A 16,944-nucleotide genomic window follows, 5' to 3' on the forward strand; every position below is an offset into this window, starting at 1 on the left:
GAAGAGAAGACTGTAGGAGAAACACAAACTTATGGCTACTGCAGGCCGCAAGGGCGCACAGACCAAGATGCGCCGCAAGGAAAAGAAGAACGTGCTCGCCGGTCAGGCGCACATCAAGAGCACCTTCAACAACACCATCATCTCGATCTCCGACCCCACGGGCGCCGTCATCGCATGGGCTTCCGCGGGCACCGTCGGGTTCAAGGGTTCGCGCAAGTCGACCCCGTTCGCCGCACAGATGGCCGCCGAGGCCGCTGGCCGCCGCGCCATGGAGCACGGCATGAAGCGCGTGGACGTGTTCGTCAAGGGTCCCGGCTCCGGCCGTGAGACCGCCATCCGTTCGCTTGGTGCGATCGGGCTCGAGGTCGGGACCATCTCCGACGTCACGCCCGTGCCCCACAACGGCTGCCGTCCGCCCAAGCGCCGTCGCGTTTAATCGTCTCGAGATAGAAAGGCTAGAAGAGAATCATGGCTCGTTACACCGGCCCTCTTACCAAGAAGTCTCGTCGTCTCGGGACTGACCTCGTCGGCAACGACAAGTCCTTCGAGCGCCGCCCGTACCCCCCGGGTCAGCACGGCCGCGGCCGCACCAAGGACTCCGAGTACTCGCTGCAGCAGAAGGAGAAGCAGAAGGCCCGCTTCGCGTACGGCGTGCTGGAGAAGCAGTTCCGCCGCTACTACGAAGAGGCTGCCCGCGTCCCCGGCAAGACCGGTGACAACCTCCTGCGCATCCTGGAGTCCCGCCTCGACAACGTGGTGTACCGCGCAGGCTTCGCCTCGACGCGCCGCCAGGCGCGCCAGCTCGTCGTGCACGGCCACTTCCTGGTCAACGGCCAGCGCGTGAACATCCCGTCGTACCGCGTCCAGCCCAAGGACATCATCGACGTCGCCGAGAAGTCGCTGAACCTCCACCCGCTGGTCGTGGCGCGCGAGACGCACCACGAGCGCACCGTTCCCGGCTGGCTCGAGGCCCGCCCGAACCGCATGCGCATCCTGGTCCACCAGCTCCCGGTCCGCGAGCAGATCGTCGTGGACGTCCAGGAGCAGATGATCGTCGAGCTCTACTCGAAGTAAGAAGATCCCTTGCAGGGGGCCGGAGCCGTTCCGGCCCCCAACCAAGTTCGCACCATCAGATAGCGGTTGGTGCGGGAAGGAAAACCAATGCTCATCGCACAGCGCCCCACGCTCTCCGAAGAGGTCGTCTCCGACTACCGCTCCCGGTTCATCATCGAGCCGCTGGAGCCGGGCTTCGGCTACACCCTCGGCAACTCGCTGCGTCGCACCCTGCTGTCGTCCATCCCGGGCGCCTCGGTCACCAGCATCAAGATCGAGGGCAACCAGCACGAGTTCTCGACGATCGAGGGCGTGGTCGAGGACGTCACCGAGATCATCCTGAACCTCAAGGGCCTCGTCATCTCCTCCGAGGAGGACGAGCCCGTGGTCATGTACCTGCGCAAGGCGGGTGCCGGCGCGGTCACCGCGGCGGACATCCAGCCGCCCGCCGGCGTCGAGATCCACAACCCCGAACTCCACATCGCCGAGCTGGCCGACAACGGCAAGCTGGAGATGGAGCTCGTGGTCGAGCGCGGCCGCGGTTACGTCTCTGCCCAGCAGAACAAGAACCCCGACGCCGAGATCGGCCGCATCCCGGTCGACTCGATCTACTCGCCCGTGCTGAAGGTCACCTACAAGGTCGAGGCCACCCGTGTCGCCCAGCGCACCGACTTCGACCGCCTCATCATCGACGTCGAGACCAAGCCCTCCATCCTGCCGCGCGACGCCGTCGCCTCGGCCGGAAGCACCCTCGTGGAGCTCTTCGGCCTGGCCCGCGAGCTCAACGTGCAGGCCGAGGGCATCGAGATCGGCCCGTCGCCCGTCGACGAGCAGATCTCGGAGTCGCTGAACCGTCCGGTCGAGGATCTCGAGCTGTCCGTGCGGTCCTACAACTGCCTGAAGCGCGAGGGCATCCACACCGTGGGTGAACTCGTCGCGCGCAGCGAGGAGGACCTCCTGGACATCCGCAACTTCGGCACCAAGTCCATCGACGAGGTCAAGGAGACCCTCGCCGGCATGGGGCTGTCCCTGCGCGACTCGTCGCCGGGCTTCGATCCCATGGAGGCGATCGAGCGCTACGACGAGGACAACGACACGGACTTCGCGGAGACCGAGCAGTACTGACCGCCCGAGCCCCACGGCTCACACTTTTTGGAGAATGAGAAATGCCTAAGCCAACCAAGGGCCCGCGCCTGGGCGGTACGCCGACGCACGAGGGGATCATCCTTCGTAACCTGGCCACCCAGCTCTTCGAGCACGGCCGCATCAAGACCACCGAGACGAAGGCCCGCCGCGTGCAGCCCTTCGCCGAGAAGCTGATCACCAAGGCCAAGCGTGGCGACCTGCACGCCCGCCGCGTGGTGCTCGCCGACATCACGGCCAAGGACGTCGTCGCGAAGCTCTTCGAGGAGATCGCCCCGCAGCTCGCCGACCGCGAGGGCGGCTACACCCGCATCACCAAGGTGGGTCCCCGCAAGGGCGACAACGCCCCCATGGCGATCATCGAGATCGTGACCGAGAAGGTCCAGAAGAAGGCCCCCAAGGCCGACGCCGCTCCCGCCGCTGCCGCCGAGCAGGAGGACGTCGTGGAGGACCAGGGACCGGACCTCGAGGAGACCGGGACCGACGAGCCGGCCGTCGAGGCCGACACCGCCGAGGAGGTCGCGGCCGCCGAGGGGATCGAGGTCGAGCAGACCGAGCAGGCCGAGGAGACCGACGAAGCCGCCAAGTGACTTCGCGTTCGAGCGACGAGGGGCCCCCGCGGGGGCCCCTCGTTTCTTTTGTCCCCGGCCCGGCCGGCCAACGACGCGGGCTGGGACGGGCGGCGCAGCGGGCGATAAGGTGGGTCGTCGATCGAGTGAGAAGGATGACGATGAAGCGACGCGCGCTCCTGGGCCTTGCCCTGGTTCCCGGCCTGCTGGCCGCTTGTTCCACGGGGGAGGGCGCCACACCAGCGCCCGGCGACGGTGACCTTCCGGCCCCCGTGGCGATCGCCGCCGTGACGATCGTCTCCCACCCGTCGCTGGACCTCATCTACGAGGGTGTGAAGGAGGGTCTCGCCGACGCCGGCTACGTGGAGGGCGAGAACCTCGACATCCGTCTCGAGAACCCGCAGGGCGACCAGTCGACGCTCGCCAACATCGCCAACACCTTCGCCAACGGCGACGAGGACCTCTACGTCGCGATCGCCACGCCGCCCGCCCAAGCGCTGGCGCAGGTGATCACGGACAAGCCGATCGTGTTCGCCTCCGTCACCGACCCCGTCGCGGCGGGCCTGGTCGACAGCATGGAGGAACCCGGCGGCAACGTCACGGGCACGTCGGACCAGATCCCGGCCGACGCGCAGCTCGAGGTGCTGCGCGAGATCGTGCCCGACCTGGCCACACTCGGCATCGTGTACACGTCGGCGGAGGTCAACGCAGAGGTCCAGGCCAGGGGCATGCAGGAGGCGGCGGAGGCCGCGGGCATCGACGTCGAGGTCGCGACGGTTATCAACTCCTCCGAAGTGCAGCAGGCCGCGGAGTCCCTCGACGTCGACGCGTACTGGGTGGGCAACGACAACGCGGTGGTGTCGGCCATCGAGTCGATCGTCCAGGTCGCGGAGGCCAACGGGCGCTTCCTGTTCACGTCCGACGCCGACTCCGTCGCTCGGGGGGCCGGGGCGTCGTACGCCACCGACTACAAGGCGCAGGGCGTGCAGACCGCGCGCATGATCACCCGCATCCTCGACGGCGCAGCCCCGGCCGACGTGCCGGTGGAGATCCAGGAGAGCCTCGAGCTCACCATCAACCCTGAGGCGGCGGAGCGGATGGGCTTCACGCTGCCGGAGAGCGTCGTCGAGAAGGCCGCCCGCACAGTCTGAGGGCTGGACGCGGAGGACGGTCCCTGTAGGCCGCTACTAGTCTTTCCGTGACTTGTTCTAACGAAGGAGAACCCAGATGAAGTGGTCCCGTGCATTCGTGGGGGCCCTCGCCGCCGCGAGCCTCGCGCTGGCGGCATGCGGAGGCGCAGAGACCGATCCCGAGGAGACGGCCGCGCCGTCCCCCGGCAACGGTGAGGCACCGGCAGAGGCCACGATCGGGATCGTCAACCTGCTGAGCCACCCGGCGCTGGATGCCGCGCAGGCGGGCTTCATCGAGGCCCTCGCTGAGGCGGGCTACGTCGAGGGTGAGAACCTCACGCTCGACATCCAGAACGCCAACAACGACCAGTCGACGCTCACCAACATCGCCAACACCTTCGCCAGCGGTGACGCCGACCTCTTCTACGCCATCGCCACGCCCTCGGCGCAGTCGCTGGCGCAGGTCATCACCGATCGGCCGATCGTCTTCGCCGCCGTCACCGACCCCGTCTCGGCGGGCCTCGTCGACGAGTGGGAGAACCCGGGCGGCAACATCACGGGTGTCTCCGACATGAACCCCATGGACGGCCAGCTCAACCTGATCCAGGAGGTGCTGCCCGACGTGCAGACCGTGGGCATCGTGTACTCCTCCGGTGAGGTGAACTCCGAGGTGCAGGTCGAGCAGGCGCAGGCCGTGGCCGACGAACTCGGCATCGAGATCCGCACCGCCACGGTGACCAACTCCGCCGAGGTGCAGCAGGCCGCCCAGTCGCTCGACGTGGACGCCTTCCTCATCCCCACGGACAACACCGTCGTCTCGGCCGCGGAGTCGGTCATCCAGGTGGCGGAGCAGAAGGGTGTGCCCGTCTTCGCCTCCGACGAGTCCACGATGGAGCGCGGCGCCGCCGCGGGGCTCTCCGTGAACTACACCCAGCAGGGCAAGGACGCGGCCGCGCTCGCGATCCAGCTGCTCGAGGGCGCCGACCCGGCGTCCCTGCCGGTCGAGACCCAGAAGGAGTTCGACCTCTTCGTGAACGAGGCCGCCGCCGAGGCACAGGGCATCACGCTCCCCGCCGAGGTCATCGAGCGCTCCGCCAAGCAGTTCTGACACCGACGAAAGCCCGACCATGATCATCGCCCTCGAGATCGGCCTGCTGTACGCAGTGATGGCCATCGGCGTCTACCTGACGTACCGCGTGCTGGACTTCCCCGACCTCACCGTCGACGGGTCGTTCACCACGGGTGCGGCCACGACGGCCGTCCTGATCCTCGGGGGCGTTCCCATCTGGCTGTCCGTGCTCGGCGGGCTCTTCGCGGGCGTCGTGGCCGGCATCGTGACGGGCGTGCTGCACGTCTGGGCCAACATCAACCCGCTGCTGGCGGGCATCCTCACGCAGATCGCGTTGTACTCGATCAACCTGCGCATCATGGGCAAGGCGAACCTGCCCCTGCTGCGGGCCGAGACGCTGTTCACCCCGTTGCGTGAGAACGGACTGCTGGGGACCTGGGTCTCCATCGCGATCTTCGCCGGGGTGGCTGCGCTGGTCGGCGTGCTGATCTACCTGTTCCTGGGCACCCAGTACGGCGTCGCGCTGCGCGCCACGGGCGACAACGAGCTGATGGCCCGCGCGCAGGGGATCAACACCGGCGGCACGAAGATCGTCGGGCTCGCGCTGTCGAACGGGCTGGTCGCGCTCTGCGGCTCCCTGATCGCGCAGTACCAGGGCTTCGCGGACATCTCCATGGGCATCGGCCTGATCGTCGCCGGGCTCGCCTCCGTCATCGTGGGTCAGGCCATCTTCGGCATGACGGCGGTCTGGCAGGCCGTGCTCGCGGCGGCGCTCGGCTCGGTGATCTACCGCGGGATCATCCAGCTCGCGCTCAACGCAGGGCTCAACCCCAACGACATGAAGCTGATCTCCGCGGTGCTGGTGGTGCTCGCGCTCACCGTGCCGAAGCTGTCGCCCCTCAAGCGGTGGCGCCAGCAGCGGATCCGCGAGAAGGCCGTCGCCGAGGGAGGGGCCGTCTGATGCTCGAGGCCAGGTCAATCACCAAGCGGTTCTTCCCGGGGACGATCAACGAGCGCACGGCGCTCGACTCGCTGTCGCTCAAGCTGGAGGAGGGCGACTTCGTCACCATCATCGGCTCGAACGGCGCGGGGAAGTCCACGCTCCTCAACGTCATCTCCGGTCGGTACCCGATCGACGAGGGCGCGATCGTCATCGACGGCAAGGACGTCAGCAAGGTGCCCGAGCACCGTCGGGCGACGCAGGTGGCACGCGTGTTCCAGGACCCCATGGCAGGTACCGCGCCGCACCTGACGATCGAGGAGAACCTGTCGATCGCGTTCGACCGGGGCAAGCGCCGCGGCCTTTCGCTCGCGGTCACGAACCGGAAGCGCGAGGAGTACCGGGAGGCGCTCGCGAAGCTCGACCTCGGACTGGAGCACCGGCTCGCCATGCGCGTCGGGATGCTCTCCGGCGGCCAGCGGCAGGCACTGAGCCTGCTCATGGCGGCCCACGAGCGGCCCTCCATCCTGCTGCTCGACGAGCACACCGCGGCCCTCGACCCGTCCCGGGCCGAGCTCATCACACGCCTCACGGGGGAGTTGATCAGCGAGCACAACCTCACCGCACTGATGGTGACGCACAACATGCACCAGGCCATCGAACTCGGCAACCGCCTCGTGATGATGCACGAGGGCAAGGTGGTGCTCGAGGTCGACGAGGAGGCCAAGAAGACGGTCACGGCGGAGGCGCTCCTCGCTGAGTTCGCGAAGATCAAGGGCGCGCAACTCTCCGACCGCACGATGCTCGACTGACGGCGGCCCTATGCTGTAGTCCGTGCTACGGCGGATGTTCCAGGGCGGGGGCGCCGAGATCAGCCTCGGGCTCCTCTGGCTGAGCGCATGGCTGCCCGAGGTCGGCAGCCGGGACTTCCACCCACTGGCGTTCCTCCTCGACGTGGCCGCCTTCGGCGCCGTGGTCGTCACCACGCGCCACCGTCGCTGGGGGCTGGCGATGATGCTGGCCGCGCTGCTCTGCAGCCTCCTGCTCGACCCGGCGACCTACGGGGTCATCGGCGTCCTGTCCTTCATCGCGGTCATCGCCGTGCTGCGCGACCGCGAGTTGCGCATGGCCGCCGCGCACACCGTGATGACGGTGATCGTCGGCGCGTCGGTGTCCTTCCGGCTCGGCCTCGGGCCGGTGGACGCGCTGTTCCCCTGGCTGCTCGGGGCAGGAATCGCCTGGGCGATCGGCCTGTCCTTCAACGGTCAGGCCCAGCTGGCGGCGTTGAAGGAGCGGGAGAAGCACCACCGCGCCCGCCTCGAGCTCGCCTGGGACCTGCACGACTTCGTGGCCCGCGACCTCACGATCATCTCCATGCGCATCGAGGCCGCCAAGCGACGAGGCGGCGCGACGGTGGAGGAGTTGGAGCAGATCGCCCAGCACAGCCGCTCCGCCGCCCAGTTCCTGCGGGACACGGCGGGACAGCTGGGCTCCGGCTCGTCGCGCGTGTTGAGCATCCACACCGCCCTTGCGGAGGGGGCGAAGGAGCTCGCGACGATGGGGCGCGGGCTCGTCGTCGAGGGCAGTGCGCCCAAGCCGGAGTACCTCGGCGATGCCGTCGGTGGACGCATCCTGAGGGAGGCGATCCACAACGCCAGCAAGCATGGGGCAGGCGACGTCCGGGTCACCTTCGACGAGAACGCCTCGCGGTTCTGCATGGAGGTCGCTAACATCGTTGTCAACACCACCTCCGTCCAGAGGGGACCATCGCTCGGGCTCGGCGCCATGCGCCAGCGGGCCGCGATGTTGGGCGGGGAGGTGAGTACGAAGCGGCGGGGGGCCGAATGGATCACCAGGATCAGCCTCCCGAAGCAACAGTTGGCGCCGGGCGAGGGGGAGCACCAGTGATCCGAGTGGGGATATGCGACGACGATCCGCTCGTCCGCGAGCTGTTGTCCGAGACGTTGGCCGGTGAGGACCTGGACGTCGTCGCACGCTGCGGCTCCGGCGAGGAGGCGGTCGCCGCCGACGCCGAGGTCGACGTGTGGCTGGTGGACCTCCGCATGCCGGGTCTCGACGGGCGCGAGACCGCCCGCGCACTCCGGGAGCGGCGGCCGGAGGCCAAGGTCATCCTGCTGACCGCGTTCGGCGATGACCGGCTGAGCGAGTCCCTCGACTCCGGTGCCAGCGCGTACCTGAACAAGGACGCGACACCCGAGCAACTGCGTCACGTCATCCGCTCGGTCATGGACGGCTTCACCGTCGTGGCACCCGGGATCCTGCAGCGATCGGCGCGGCCCGTCATCGACCCCTCGGACTTCCACGGCATGGCGATGGACGACGTCGACGAGCGGATCGTCGACCTGCTGTGCGCCGGGCGCAGCTACGAGGAGATCGCCGCCGACGTGGAGATGAGCGTCTCCGGCACGAAGAAGCGCGCCGCCCGGATCATGACCGCCCTCGGTGTCGCCTCGCGCGCCCAACTCGTCGCCAAGCTGTACGGGCTGCGCGCCTGAGGCCTTGGTCCACGCCTTGTGGGACCATTGCAGACATGCGTATCGCCCAGTTGGCCAACTTCGTCGGCCCCACCTCCGGTGGGATGAAGGTGGTCATCGAGCAACTGGGCAAGGGCTACGTAGCGGCGGGGCACGAGCGGATCTTCGTGCAGCCGGGGGAGCGCGACGAGGTGCTCGAGACCGAGGAGGGCATCATCGTCCGGGTCCGTGCCCCGAAGGTGACCGAGCAGTACCGGATGATCTTCCGGCCGTGGCGCGCCCTCGACGTGCTGGACCGGTTCCGCCCCACCAACATCGAGGTCTCGGACAAGTGGACGCTGTCCCCGGCGGGGCGATGGGCGCGGAAGCACGCCGTCGGTTCGGTGCTCTTCAGCCACGAGCGACTCTCGGACATGCTCGCCATGTGGGTCCGGCGCTCGTTCGGTGTCGAGGCGGCCGTCGGGGCGATGAACCGTCGCCTCGCCAAGGAGTTCGACAGCGTCGTGGTCACGAGCCGGTTCGCCGCCGAGGAGTTCGAGGACAGCGGGGCCAACTTGGAGCTGGTGCCGCTGGGGGTGGACCTGGAGACGTTCCATCCCTCCGTGGGGTCGCCCGACGACGACGGCGTGCTGAAACTCTGCTACGTCGGCAGGCTCAGCCATGAGAAGTCGCCCCAGCTGGCGGTCGAGACGGCGGTGGAGCTGCACGAGCGCGGTCACCGCATCCGTCTGGACATGTACGGCACCGGGCCCGACCAGGCCGAACTCGAGGCGGCAGCCGGGGACGCGCCCGTGTTCTTCCGCGGCTTCGTCCCCGGCCGCGAGGAGGTGGCGAAGCGCTTCGCCTCCTCCGACATCTCGTTGTCTGTGTGCCCGGCCGAGACCTTCGGGCTCGCGGTCCTCGAGGCGCTCGCGTCAGGGACCCCGGTCGTCACTTCCAACCGGGGTGGGGCCCAGGAACTGATCGACTCCTCGTCGGGGGCCAGCGCCGACCCGGACCCGGTGGCGTTGGCCGACGCGGTGGAGACGCTGCTGCCGCGTCTGGGCCCCGACCTCCGGCGTGCCGCCCGGCGCCGCGCCGAACAGTACAGTTGGGACCGGGCGGTGGCGAAGATGATCGCGCTCCACGAGCGGCTGGCGCAGGAGGCCCCGCACCGGCGGCTCAGCGCATTCGGAGAAGGGACATACCGTGCGTAGGCTCCTCTGGGTACTGGTGCTCGCAGCCCTGGCCATGGCCGGCGCCGTCGCGCTGCGGGCCCCGAGGACGCGCGCCACCGGCACGACGCTCGCCGAGCTGGAGCGCCGGCTGCGGGACTCCGGGGCCGAGGGCCCGGAGCTCGCGAACCAGGCCATCCGCGAGGTCGCGCTCGCCTTCCGGCGGCACTCCGCCTGGCACCTCTGGGAGGACCCGGAGCGCGCCCTCGCGCGGGGGCGGGGCTGGTCGCACCAGTACAACACCGTGCTGCTGCTGCTCCTGCGCCGCCTCGGCTTCGACGCGCGCCTGGTCCACGCGGCGCGGGTGCGCGGGTTCAACCGGCCGTGGTTCATGAGCGGGCACACCTGGGTGAAGGTGCGCATCGGCGGGCACTGGCGCAACGCCTGCGCCTCCTCGCCCGACAACCGTGTCGGCCGGGTGGGGTTCGTCGCCCTGACCGACGAGCTGCCCATGCGGGCCCGCACCCGACTGGCCGGGGGCCTGGCCCTCATGGTCTTCGTCGTCTACACCGTCTGGAAGGCGTGGCTGACCGGCAAACGGGTTCCCCGCTGGGTCTACCACGAACACTCCGCCTGACACGAGAAGGGGCGCGCCGGCCAAGCCGGCGCGCCCCTCTGTCAGCGGTACGGGTCAGGCGAGGGCCTGGCCGGCCGCCTGGGCCTTCTTGAACCGCTCGGTGACGTCGGTCCAGTTGACGACGTTCCACCAGGCGTCCACGTAGTCGCCCTTCACGTTCTTGTACTGCAGGTAGTAGGCGTGCTCCCACATGTCCAGCTGCAGCAGCGGGATCTGCGAAGCCGGCAGGTTGCCCTGCTGGTCGAAGAGCTGGTTGATGTTCATCCGGCCACCGAGGGTGTCCCACACGAGGATCGACCAACCGGAGCCCTGGACGCCGTTGGCGACGGCGTTGAAGTGCTTCTGGAAGCCCTCGAAGCTGCCGAAGTACTCGTCGATCGCCGAGGCGATCTCGCCCTCGGGGCGGCCGCCGCCGTCGGGGGACATGTTCTTCCAGAACACCGAGTGGTTGATGTGGCCACCCAGGTGGAATGCGGCGTCCTTGCTCAGCTTGTTCACCGCACCCAGGTTGCCGGACTCGCGGGCCTCGGCGAGCTGCTCGAGCGCGGTGTTGATCCCCTTGACGTAGGTGGCGTGGTGCTTGCTGTGGTGCAGCTCCATGATCTCCGGCGCGATGTGGGGCGCCAGTGCACCGTAGTCGTAATCAAGATCGGGAAGGGTGTATGTCATAGCCTGTATTCCTTTCAGAACGTTCAATGGCGACAAGTCCCATCCTAGGCAATTTATTCCCGGGCCCAAGTGGTCTTGAGTATTCGGAACCCCTTCGCGGAGGCGAACTTCTCCGTCGGCCATCCCTGCGCGGTGAGCCATTTCGCCAGTGAGTCGCCGCCGAGGTTCTTGCCGACCACCAGCCAGGCGACCCCGTCGGGCTTGAGACGGGGGAGCCAGGCCAGGAGCAGTTCGTGCAGTGCCTCCTTGCCGATGCGGATCGGGGGATTCGACCAGATCTCGTCGAACGGGCCGGCTGCCGTGCTCGCGGCGCTGACCCGGTCGGCCACCTGGTGCCGCTCGGCGTTCATGCGCGTGAGTTCCACGGCCTTCTCGTTGACGTCGACCGCCTCGACGGTGACGCCGGGCGAGGCGACCGCCAGCCCGACGGCGATGGGCCCGAAGCCGCAGCCGAGGTCGAGGAGGTGTCCCGACTGGGGCGGGGACACCTCGCGCAGCAGGACCGACGTGCCGGGGTCGAGGCGCGACCCGGAGAAGACGCCGCGCGCAGTGGTGAACCCCAGCTCGCGACCGAACACCTGGGCGGTGATCTCGCGGGTGACCAGCGGGCCCTCGCCCGTCTCGAAGTAGTGGCTCACGATTCGCCCTCCAATGTCCGCACGGCCCGCGCCTCGGCGGCGCGGGCCGCCAGCTCCGCGTCGGGTGGGTAGCCGACCTCCTCGAGGACGAGGCCATGCGGCGGCATGACCACGACCTCGTTGTGGCGCGAGGGGTGTGCCGCGACGGTCGCCAGCCACTCGACGGGGCGCCGCCCCCCGGCCACCGCCATGAGGGCGCCGACCAACGACCGGACCATGGAGTGGCAGAAGGCGTCCGCCAGCAGTCGGATCTCGATGACGCCGCCCGGGACCTCGGAGGCCGAGAGCTCCCGCAGTTCGCGAATGGTCGTCGCACCCTCCCGCGGCTTGCAGAACGGTGCGAAGTCGCGCAGGCCCAGGAGCAGGGGAGCGGCCGAACGGAGCAGGTCGAGGTCGACGTCGTGCGCGAGCCGGACGACGTGGCCGCGGTCCAGCGGGTCCGGGGTCGCCGTGGCAGGCAGGACGCGGTAGCTGTAGCGGCGCCAGAGGGCGGAGAAGCGGGCGTCGAATCCCTCGGGCGCCCGGCCGACGCCCGTCACGACCACGTCGTCGGGCAGGACCCGGCGCAGCCTCCTCAGCAGGGACGCTCCGTCAGCGTCGTCGTCGACGTCGACGTGGGCCACCTGCCCGCGGGCATGCACGCCCGCGTCGGTGCGTCCGGCGACGACGAGCTCCGCCGGGGTGTCGAGCCGCAGCACCCGGGTGATCCAGTGCTCGAGCTCGCCCTGCACGGTCCGCAGCCCCGGCTGGCGGGCCCAGCCGTGGAAGTCGCGGCCGTCGTAGGCCATGTCCAGACGCAACCTCATGCCCGCCGCCGGTAGGTGAGGTCGTAGATGCGGCGGCCGGCCGCGATCCCGCGAGACTCGTACTTCGTGACGGGGCGATCGGCGAGGCGTGGCGCCCAGCCGCCGTGCACGTTCTCGAGGAGTGCGTGGTCGTCGAGCTCCTCGCGCATCCAGAGCGCGTAATCCTCCCAGTCGGTCGCGAGCCGCCAGACGCCCCCAGGCACGAGCTTCCGCGCGACGACGTCCCCGAACGCCCCCGAGACGAGCCGGCGCTTGTGGTGCCGCGACTTGTGCCACGGGTCAGCGAAGAACGTCCAGACCTCGCTGATGGTGCCGTCGTCGAACAGCCTCCCGAGACCCTGCGCACCGTCGGCGACGACGATCCGCACGTTGGTCAGGCCCTCCCGGCCGATCCGGCCGAGGGTGGAGGCCACCGCCGGTTCGAAGACCTCGAACGCGACGACGTCGGCCTCGGGACGGGCCGCCGCCATCGGCACGAGGGAGTCGCCGGCGCCCGAGCCGATCTCGACGATCAGGTCGGCTCGTCGGCCGAACTCGCGGACCCAGTCAACGCTCGCCCCGTCGGCGATGGAGGTGGAGAGTTCGGCGGGCGGCACGTCGACGACGAAGTCCGCGGCATGGCGATCCCATGCGCCCCGCTGGGAGTCGTTCATCCGCGCGCTGCGGCGCACGAAGCTCACGACTTGCCGGTGCACTCGATCTGTCACCGGAACACTGTAGCCAAGTTCCCCGGCCGGAGCGGTGGCGGACTGGGTAGTGTGAGAGTCGAACCCTAGGGAGGAAACATGCGGACTGTCCTCAACATCATCTGGCTGCTGTTCGGCGGGATCTGGCTCGCCCTGGCCTACCTCATCGTCGGCGTCATCAGCTGCCTGCTCATCGTCACCATTCCCGTCGGCGTGGCCTTCATGCGCATGGCGGCCTACGTGGTGTGGCCGTTCGGGAAGGCGGTGGTGCGCAAGCCGGGCGCCGGTGCGCTCACCACGGTCGTCAACGTCGTCTGGTTCGTGCTCATCGGCTGGGCGCTGGCGCTCGTGCACGTGGTCGCCGCGCTGGGCCAGGCGGTCACCATCATCGGGCTCACGAACGCGGTCGTCAGCCTGAAGATGATTCCCGTGAGCTGTTTCCCCTTCGGGAAGGAGATCGTCGATTCGGCGTTCTGACCGGCCCTTCGGCAATGGAAAAGCGGCCCCGGAATGTTCCGGGGCCGCTTTTGCTTGGTCGAATGAGTGGGGAAGGGGTCAGCCCTCGCGGGTCTCACGCTCGACGTGCTCGCCGGTGGGCGTCTGGGTGTGGTGCTCGGCCGTGCGCACCGAACGCGCGCGGCTGTTGAACACGAGACCGAGGAGCAGCCAGATCAGCGCTCCGACGATCAGGATGTATCCGATGGCGGTCAGGTCGACCCCTTCGATGATGTCGGACACCGCGAAGGCGAGAACGGCACCGAGGATACCGAGTGCGATGGGGCCACCGATGTTCACGTAATTCATATTGAAAACGATAGTTCAGCCATACGTGCAAGTCATCGGCAATTGGCACACTATTTCGGTCGGCGTCAGCGGTCGTCCGAGTCGAGGAGGATGGTGACCGGCCCGTCGTTCACCAGTTCCACCTCCATCATCGCGCCGAAGCGTCCCGTCTCCACGTGGGCGCCGAGGCCCCGCAGGGAATCGACGAAGGCGTCGAACAGCGGCTCGCTCACCGCCGGCGGCGCCGCCCTCGACCAGGAGGGACGGCGGCCCTTCCTGGTGTCGGCATAGAGCGTGAACTGGCTCACCGCGAGGATGGGGGCCTGCACGTCGGACGCGGAGACCTCGCCCTCCAGGATCCTCAGCCCCCACAGCTTCCGTGCGAGCCTGGCGCCGGTCTCGACGGTGTCGTGGTGGGTGATCCCCACCAGGAGCACCAGGCCGGGGGAGGGCAGGGCGCCCACGACCTCGCCGTCCACCCGCACCCGCCCGGAGCTCGCTCGCTGCACAACGATCCTCATGGGTTTCGACGATAGCGCTCCGGCTGGCATACTTGGCGGGCGCGGGGAGTTCACGCCGCCGCCCGATTTTGACCATGGGCATGCAAGCACCTAGAATGACTAGCTGTTGCGCGCCTAGGTGGGCTGGCTCACGTGCCCCGTGCAAGCAACCACTCAGGCAAGAAGTAAACAAATTGGAAGTTGGTCTACGTCCGTGTCTACGTACACCCCAAAGCCAGGCGAAATCGCCCGGAACTGGCATGTGATCGATGCCGAGGATGTCGTCCTCGGGCGTCTCGCCGTCACCGCTGCGACGCTGTTGCGCGGTAAGCACAAGGCCACCTTCGCACCGCACGTCGACGGTGGCGACTTCGTCATCGTCGTCAACGCCTCCAAGATCGCCCTCACCGGCAACAAGCGCGCCGACTCGCTGCGTCACTCGCACTCGGGTCGTCCGGGCGGCCTCAAGTCGGTGTCGATCGGCGAACTCCTGGAGAAGGACCCGCGCAAGGCAGTCGAGCGCGCGGTCTGGGGCATGCTGCCGAAGAACAAGCTGTCGCGTCAGCTGATCAGCAAGCTCAAGGTGTACTCCGGCCCCGAGCACCCGCACGCTGCGCAGAAGCCGCAGCCGTACGAGATCACCCAGATCGCCCAGTAACGAGAGCGCAGAGACCTTACCCATGAGCACAGAAGTTGTTGAGGAGACCGTGGGCGACGAGTTCGTCCCGTTCACCGATGAGCAGGACCGCGAGATCGCGTACCGCTCCGATGCCAACCCCGCCGTCGCGGAGGGCACCCAGGCCCGCCCGGCCGTCGTCGCCCCCGGCGCCGCAGTCGGCCGCCGCAAGGAGGCCGTCGCCCGCGTCCGGATCGTTCCGGGTTCCGGCAACTGGACCGTCAACGGCCGCACCCTCGAGGACTACTTCCCGAACAAGCTGCACCAGCAGACGGTGAACGAGCCCTTCGTGATCGCCGGCCTCGTCGGCGCCTACGACGTGATCGTGCGCATCGACGGTGGCGGCATCACCGGCCAGGCCGGCGCGCTGCGTCTGGGCATCGCCCGTGCGCTGAACGCCGTCGACGCCGAGGCCTCCCGTCCGGCACTGAAGAAGGCCGGCATGCTCTCGCGTGACGCCCGCATCAAGGAGCGCAAGAAGGCCGGTCTCAAGAAGGCCCGCAAGGCGCCCCAGTACAGCAAGCGCTGATACACCGGTTCCATCGAAGGTGCCCGTCTCCCGCGAGGGAGGCGGGCACCTTCGCTTTGTTGGCAGTGGCGCGCCCATCCTCGGTAGAGTCACTACCTATGGCACGTCTCTTTGGAACCGACGGCGTCCGCGGCACCGCGAACGTCGAACTCACCGCGGAACTCGCACTCGACCTCTCCGTGGCTGCGGCACACGTACTCGGGGAAGCCGGGGCCCTGAAGAGCGGCAGGCCGTTCGCCATCGTCGGCCGCGACCCCCGTGCCAGCGGGGAGTTCCTCGAGGCGGCGGTCGTCGCCGGCCTCGCGTCGGCGGGCATCGACGTGACGTTGGTGGACGTCGTCCCCACCCCGGCCGTGGCGTTCCTCGTCGATGAGTTGAACGCGGACCTGGGCGTCATGATCTCCGCCTCCCACAACCCGATGCAGGACAACGGCATCAAGTTCTTCTCCCGAGGTGGAGTGAAGCTCGACGACTACCTCGAGGACGCGATTGAGGCACGCATGGGCGAGCACTGGGAGCGGCCCTACGGCGACCGCGTCGGCCGTGTGCGCCCCGACGGGCAGGCCGTGCGGAAGTACATCGACCACCTGACCGGCTCACTGGCCGGCGCCCGGCTCGACGGGCTGCGCGTGGTGCTCGACTGCGCCAACGGCGCCGCCTCGCGGACGGCCGTCGACGCCTTCACCGAACTCGGCGCGGAGGTCACCGCGATCCACAACGCGCCCGATGGCATCAACATCAACGACGGCTGCGGCTCGACGCACATGGAGTCGCTGGTGGAGAAGGTGCGCCAGACGGGCGCGGACCTCGGGATCGCACTCGACGGTGACGCGGACCGCTGCCTCGCGGTTGACCACGAGGGCGACATCGTCGACGGTGACAAGATCCTCGCCATCCTCGCCATCGCGCTGAAGGAGCAGCACCGGCTGCACGCCGACACGCTCGTCGCCACCGTCATGAGCAACCTCGGCCTGATCAACGCGATGCGGGAACACGGCATCCGGGTGGACCAGACCAAGGTCGGCGACCGCTACGTGCTCGAGTCCATGAACGCCAACGGCTTCGCGCTGGGCGGGGAGCAGTCCGGGCACGTGATCATCAACGACTACGCCAACACCGGCGACGGCACGTTGACCGGTCTGCACCTCGCCGCGCGGATGGTGGCCACCGGCAAGACGCTGCGCGAACTGGCGTCCGTCATGACGGTGCTGCCGCAGGCGCTCATCAACGTCCGCGGCGTCGACAAGCTCCGCGCCGGCATCGACAACGACGTGAACCAGGCGGTCAGCGCGGCCGCCCAGCGGCTGGGGGACTCCGGCCGCGTGCTGCTGCGCCCGTCCGGCACCGAGCCGGTGGTGCGCGTGATGGTCGAGGCCGAGACCCAGGAGCTGGCGGACTCGATCGCCGGCGAACTGGCCGACGTGGTGAAGCATCGGCTCGCCCTGTAGGGCCCGCGACTAGGATCAA

General features: G+C 68.7%; 22 protein-coding genes. 16 read left to right on the forward strand and 6 right to left on the reverse strand.

Annotation, left to right across the window (positions count from 1 at the left end; genetic code table 11):
- The first annotated feature begins 31 nt into the window (after positions 1–31).
- The 12 genes from rpsK to BLR46_RS09220 all read left to right on the forward strand — a co-directional run bounded on the left by rpsK (position 32) and on the right by BLR46_RS09220 (position 10,190).
- Positions 32–436, forward strand: coding sequence for a 30S ribosomal protein S11 (rpsK, locus tag BLR46_RS09165; RefSeq protein WP_093251277.1), 405 nt, complete (start codon positions 32–34; stop codon positions 434–436).
- A gap of 32 nt (positions 437–468) precedes the next feature.
- Complete coding sequence (rpsD, locus tag BLR46_RS09170) at positions 469–1,074, forward strand: 30S ribosomal protein S4 (protein WP_093251280.1); 606 nt, start codon at positions 469–471, stop codon at positions 1,072–1,074.
- A gap of 87 nt (positions 1,075–1,161) precedes the next feature.
- Entirely contained in the window at positions 1,162–2,178 is a 1,017-nt protein-coding gene (locus BLR46_RS09175) for a DNA-directed RNA polymerase subunit alpha (RefSeq protein ID WP_093251281.1), read from the forward strand.
- Positions 2,179–2,219: 41 nt separating this feature from the next.
- Positions 2,220–2,786: a 50S ribosomal protein L17 gene (rplQ, locus tag BLR46_RS09180; RefSeq protein ID WP_093251282.1), complete on the forward strand. Its 567-nt coding sequence runs from the start codon at positions 2,220–2,222 to the stop codon at positions 2,784–2,786.
- A 140-nt stretch (positions 2,787–2,926) separates the two neighbouring features.
- Positions 2,927–3,916 (forward strand): ABC transporter substrate-binding protein, encoded by a 990-nt coding sequence (locus BLR46_RS09185; RefSeq protein WP_176761725.1) that lies wholly within the window; start codon positions 2,927–2,929, stop codon positions 3,914–3,916.
- A 76-nt stretch (positions 3,917–3,992) separates the two neighbouring features.
- Positions 3,993–5,003 carry an ABC transporter substrate-binding protein gene (locus tag BLR46_RS09190; RefSeq protein WP_093251284.1) on the forward strand — a complete coding sequence of 337 codons (1,011 nt, stop codon included), beginning with the start codon at positions 3,993–3,995 and terminating at the stop codon, positions 5,001–5,003.
- Between the two features lie 19 nt (positions 5,004–5,022).
- On the forward strand, positions 5,023–5,925 hold the full coding sequence (locus BLR46_RS09195) for an ABC transporter permease (protein ID WP_093251293.1): 903 nt from the start codon (positions 5,023–5,025) through the stop codon (positions 5,923–5,925).
- On the forward strand, positions 5,925–6,716 hold the full coding sequence (locus BLR46_RS09200; protein WP_093251296.1) for an ABC transporter ATP-binding protein: 792 nt from the start codon (positions 5,925–5,927) through the stop codon (positions 6,714–6,716). The genes BLR46_RS09195 and BLR46_RS09200 overlap by 1 nt, the downstream gene beginning before the upstream one ends.
- A gap of 22 nt (positions 6,717–6,738) precedes the next feature.
- The gene (locus BLR46_RS09205; protein ID WP_143008260.1) at positions 6,739–7,812 is read left to right on the forward strand and encodes a sensor histidine kinase; all 1,074 of its coding nucleotides are present in this window, start codon (positions 6,739–6,741) and stop codon (positions 7,810–7,812) included.
- Positions 7,809–8,420, forward strand: coding sequence for a response regulator transcription factor (locus BLR46_RS09210; RefSeq protein WP_176761726.1), 612 nt, complete (start codon positions 7,809–7,811; stop codon positions 8,418–8,420). The genes BLR46_RS09205 and BLR46_RS09210 overlap by 4 nt, the downstream gene beginning before the upstream one ends.
- A gap of 26 nt (positions 8,421–8,446) precedes the next feature.
- A complete protein-coding gene (locus tag BLR46_RS09215) occupies positions 8,447–9,595 on the forward strand; it encodes a glycosyltransferase (RefSeq protein WP_093251877.1) in 1,149 nt (382 codons plus the stop codon).
- On the forward strand, positions 9,588–10,190 hold the full coding sequence (locus BLR46_RS09220) for a transglutaminase domain-containing protein (RefSeq protein ID WP_143008261.1): 603 nt from the start codon (positions 9,588–9,590) through the stop codon (positions 10,188–10,190). The genes BLR46_RS09215 and BLR46_RS09220 overlap by 8 nt, the downstream gene beginning before the upstream one ends.
- A 54-nt stretch (positions 10,191–10,244) precedes the next feature.
- Here BLR46_RS09220 and BLR46_RS09225 read toward each other — a convergent pair whose 3' ends face one another.
- Genes BLR46_RS09225 through trmB form a run of 4 tightly spaced genes read right to left on the reverse strand, consistent with a single transcriptional unit; the run spans position 10,245 to position 13,010 of the window.
- Positions 10,245–10,859 (reverse strand): superoxide dismutase, encoded by a 615-nt coding sequence (locus BLR46_RS09225; RefSeq protein WP_093251306.1) that lies wholly within the window; start codon positions 10,857–10,859, stop codon positions 10,245–10,247.
- A gap of 53 nt (positions 10,860–10,912) precedes the next feature.
- Positions 10,913–11,497, reverse strand: coding sequence for a class I SAM-dependent methyltransferase (locus BLR46_RS09230; RefSeq protein ID WP_093251308.1), 585 nt, complete (start codon positions 11,495–11,497; stop codon positions 10,913–10,915).
- On the reverse strand, positions 11,494–12,303 hold the full coding sequence (truA, locus tag BLR46_RS09235; RefSeq protein ID WP_093251311.1) for a tRNA pseudouridine(38-40) synthase TruA: 810 nt from the start codon (positions 12,301–12,303) through the stop codon (positions 11,494–11,496). Before truA ends, BLR46_RS09230 begins: the two co-directional genes overlap by 4 nt.
- Entirely contained in the window at positions 12,300–13,010 is a 711-nt protein-coding gene (gene trmB, locus BLR46_RS09240) for a tRNA (guanosine(46)-N7)-methyltransferase TrmB (protein WP_245701623.1), read from the reverse strand. Before trmB ends, truA begins: the two co-directional genes overlap by 4 nt.
- 78 nt (positions 13,011–13,088) lie before the next feature.
- On the opposite strand from trmB, the gene BLR46_RS09245 reads away from it, so the two are divergent.
- Positions 13,089–13,466, forward strand: a complete 378-nt coding sequence (locus tag BLR46_RS09245) for a YccF domain-containing protein (RefSeq protein WP_093251313.1) — start codon at positions 13,089–13,091, stop codon at positions 13,464–13,466.
- A gap of 78 nt (positions 13,467–13,544) precedes the next feature.
- Here the strand turns inward: BLR46_RS09245 and BLR46_RS09250 are convergent, their stop codons facing one another.
- Together BLR46_RS09250 and dtd are read right to left on the reverse strand one after the other, a co-directional pair.
- A complete protein-coding gene (locus BLR46_RS09250; RefSeq protein WP_143008262.1) occupies positions 13,545–13,793 on the reverse strand; it encodes a DUF6458 family protein in 249 nt (82 codons plus the stop codon).
- A 65-nt stretch (positions 13,794–13,858) separates the two neighbouring features.
- On the reverse strand, positions 13,859–14,293 hold the full coding sequence (gene dtd, locus BLR46_RS09255) for a D-aminoacyl-tRNA deacylase (protein ID WP_093251318.1): 435 nt from the start codon (positions 14,291–14,293) through the stop codon (positions 13,859–13,861).
- Positions 14,294–14,486: 193 nt separating this feature from the next.
- Here dtd and rplM point away from each other — a divergent pair, with 193 nt between their 5' ends.
- From rplM to glmM, 3 genes are all read left to right on the forward strand, one after another.
- Positions 14,487–14,930 (forward strand): 50S ribosomal protein L13, encoded by a 444-nt coding sequence (gene rplM / locus BLR46_RS09260; protein ID WP_093251320.1) that lies wholly within the window; start codon positions 14,487–14,489, stop codon positions 14,928–14,930.
- A gap of 22 nt (positions 14,931–14,952) precedes the next feature.
- The gene (gene rpsI / locus BLR46_RS09265; protein ID WP_093251323.1) at positions 14,953–15,477 is read left to right on the forward strand and encodes a 30S ribosomal protein S9; all 525 of its coding nucleotides are present in this window, start codon (positions 14,953–14,955) and stop codon (positions 15,475–15,477) included.
- A 98-nt stretch (positions 15,478–15,575) separates the two neighbouring features.
- Complete coding sequence (glmM, locus tag BLR46_RS09270; protein ID WP_093251325.1) at positions 15,576–16,925, forward strand: phosphoglucosamine mutase; 1,350 nt, start codon at positions 15,576–15,578, stop codon at positions 16,923–16,925.
- Positions 16,926–16,944 lie beyond the last annotated feature (19 nt).

The sequence above is a fragment of the Tessaracoccus oleiagri genome, assembly GCF_900103275.1.
In the GTDB taxonomy this organism is placed as follows: Bacteria; Actinomycetota; Actinomycetes; order Propionibacteriales; family Propionibacteriaceae; genus Arachnia; species Arachnia oleiagri.

Bases quoted from the DNA above. Each gene is read 5' to 3' on its own strand.
- rpsK (WP_093251277.1), top strand. From the start codon at position 32: ATGGCTACTGCAGGCCGCAAGGGCGCACAGACCAAGATGCGCCGCAAG.
- rpsD (WP_093251280.1), top strand. From the start codon at position 469: ATGGCTCGTTACACCGGCCCTCTTACCAAGAAGTCTCGTCGTCTCGGG.
- BLR46_RS09175 (WP_093251281.1), top strand. From the start codon at position 1,162: ATGCTCATCGCACAGCGCCCCACGCTCTCCGAAGAGGTCGTCTCCGAC.
- rplQ (WP_093251282.1), top strand. From the start codon at position 2,220: ATGCCTAAGCCAACCAAGGGCCCGCGCCTGGGCGGTACGCCGACGCAC.
- BLR46_RS09185 (WP_176761725.1), top strand. From the start codon at position 2,927: ATGAAGCGACGCGCGCTCCTGGGCCTTGCCCTGGTTCCCGGCCTGCTG.
- BLR46_RS09190 (WP_093251284.1), top strand. From the start codon at position 3,993: ATGAAGTGGTCCCGTGCATTCGTGGGGGCCCTCGCCGCCGCGAGCCTC.
- BLR46_RS09195 (WP_093251293.1), top strand. From the start codon at position 5,023: ATGATCATCGCCCTCGAGATCGGCCTGCTGTACGCAGTGATGGCCATC.
- BLR46_RS09200 (WP_093251296.1), top strand. From the start codon at position 5,925: ATGCTCGAGGCCAGGTCAATCACCAAGCGGTTCTTCCCGGGGACGATC.
- BLR46_RS09225 (WP_093251306.1), bottom strand. From the start codon at position 10,859: ATGACATACACCCTTCCCGATCTTGATTACGACTACGGTGCACTGGCG.
- truA (WP_093251311.1), bottom strand. From the start codon at position 12,303: ATGAGGTTGCGTCTGGACATGGCCTACGACGGCCGCGACTTCCACGGC.
- BLR46_RS09245 (WP_093251313.1), top strand. From the start codon at position 13,089: ATGCGGACTGTCCTCAACATCATCTGGCTGCTGTTCGGCGGGATCTGG.
- BLR46_RS09250 (WP_143008262.1), bottom strand. From the start codon at position 13,793: ATGAATTACGTGAACATCGGTGGCCCCATCGCACTCGGTATCCTCGGT.
- dtd (WP_093251318.1), bottom strand. From the start codon at position 14,293: ATGAGGATCGTTGTGCAGCGAGCGAGCTCCGGGCGGGTGCGGGTGGAC.
- rpsI (WP_093251323.1), top strand. From the start codon at position 14,953: ATGAGCACAGAAGTTGTTGAGGAGACCGTGGGCGACGAGTTCGTCCCG.
- glmM (WP_093251325.1), top strand. From the start codon at position 15,576: ATGGCACGTCTCTTTGGAACCGACGGCGTCCGCGGCACCGCGAACGTC.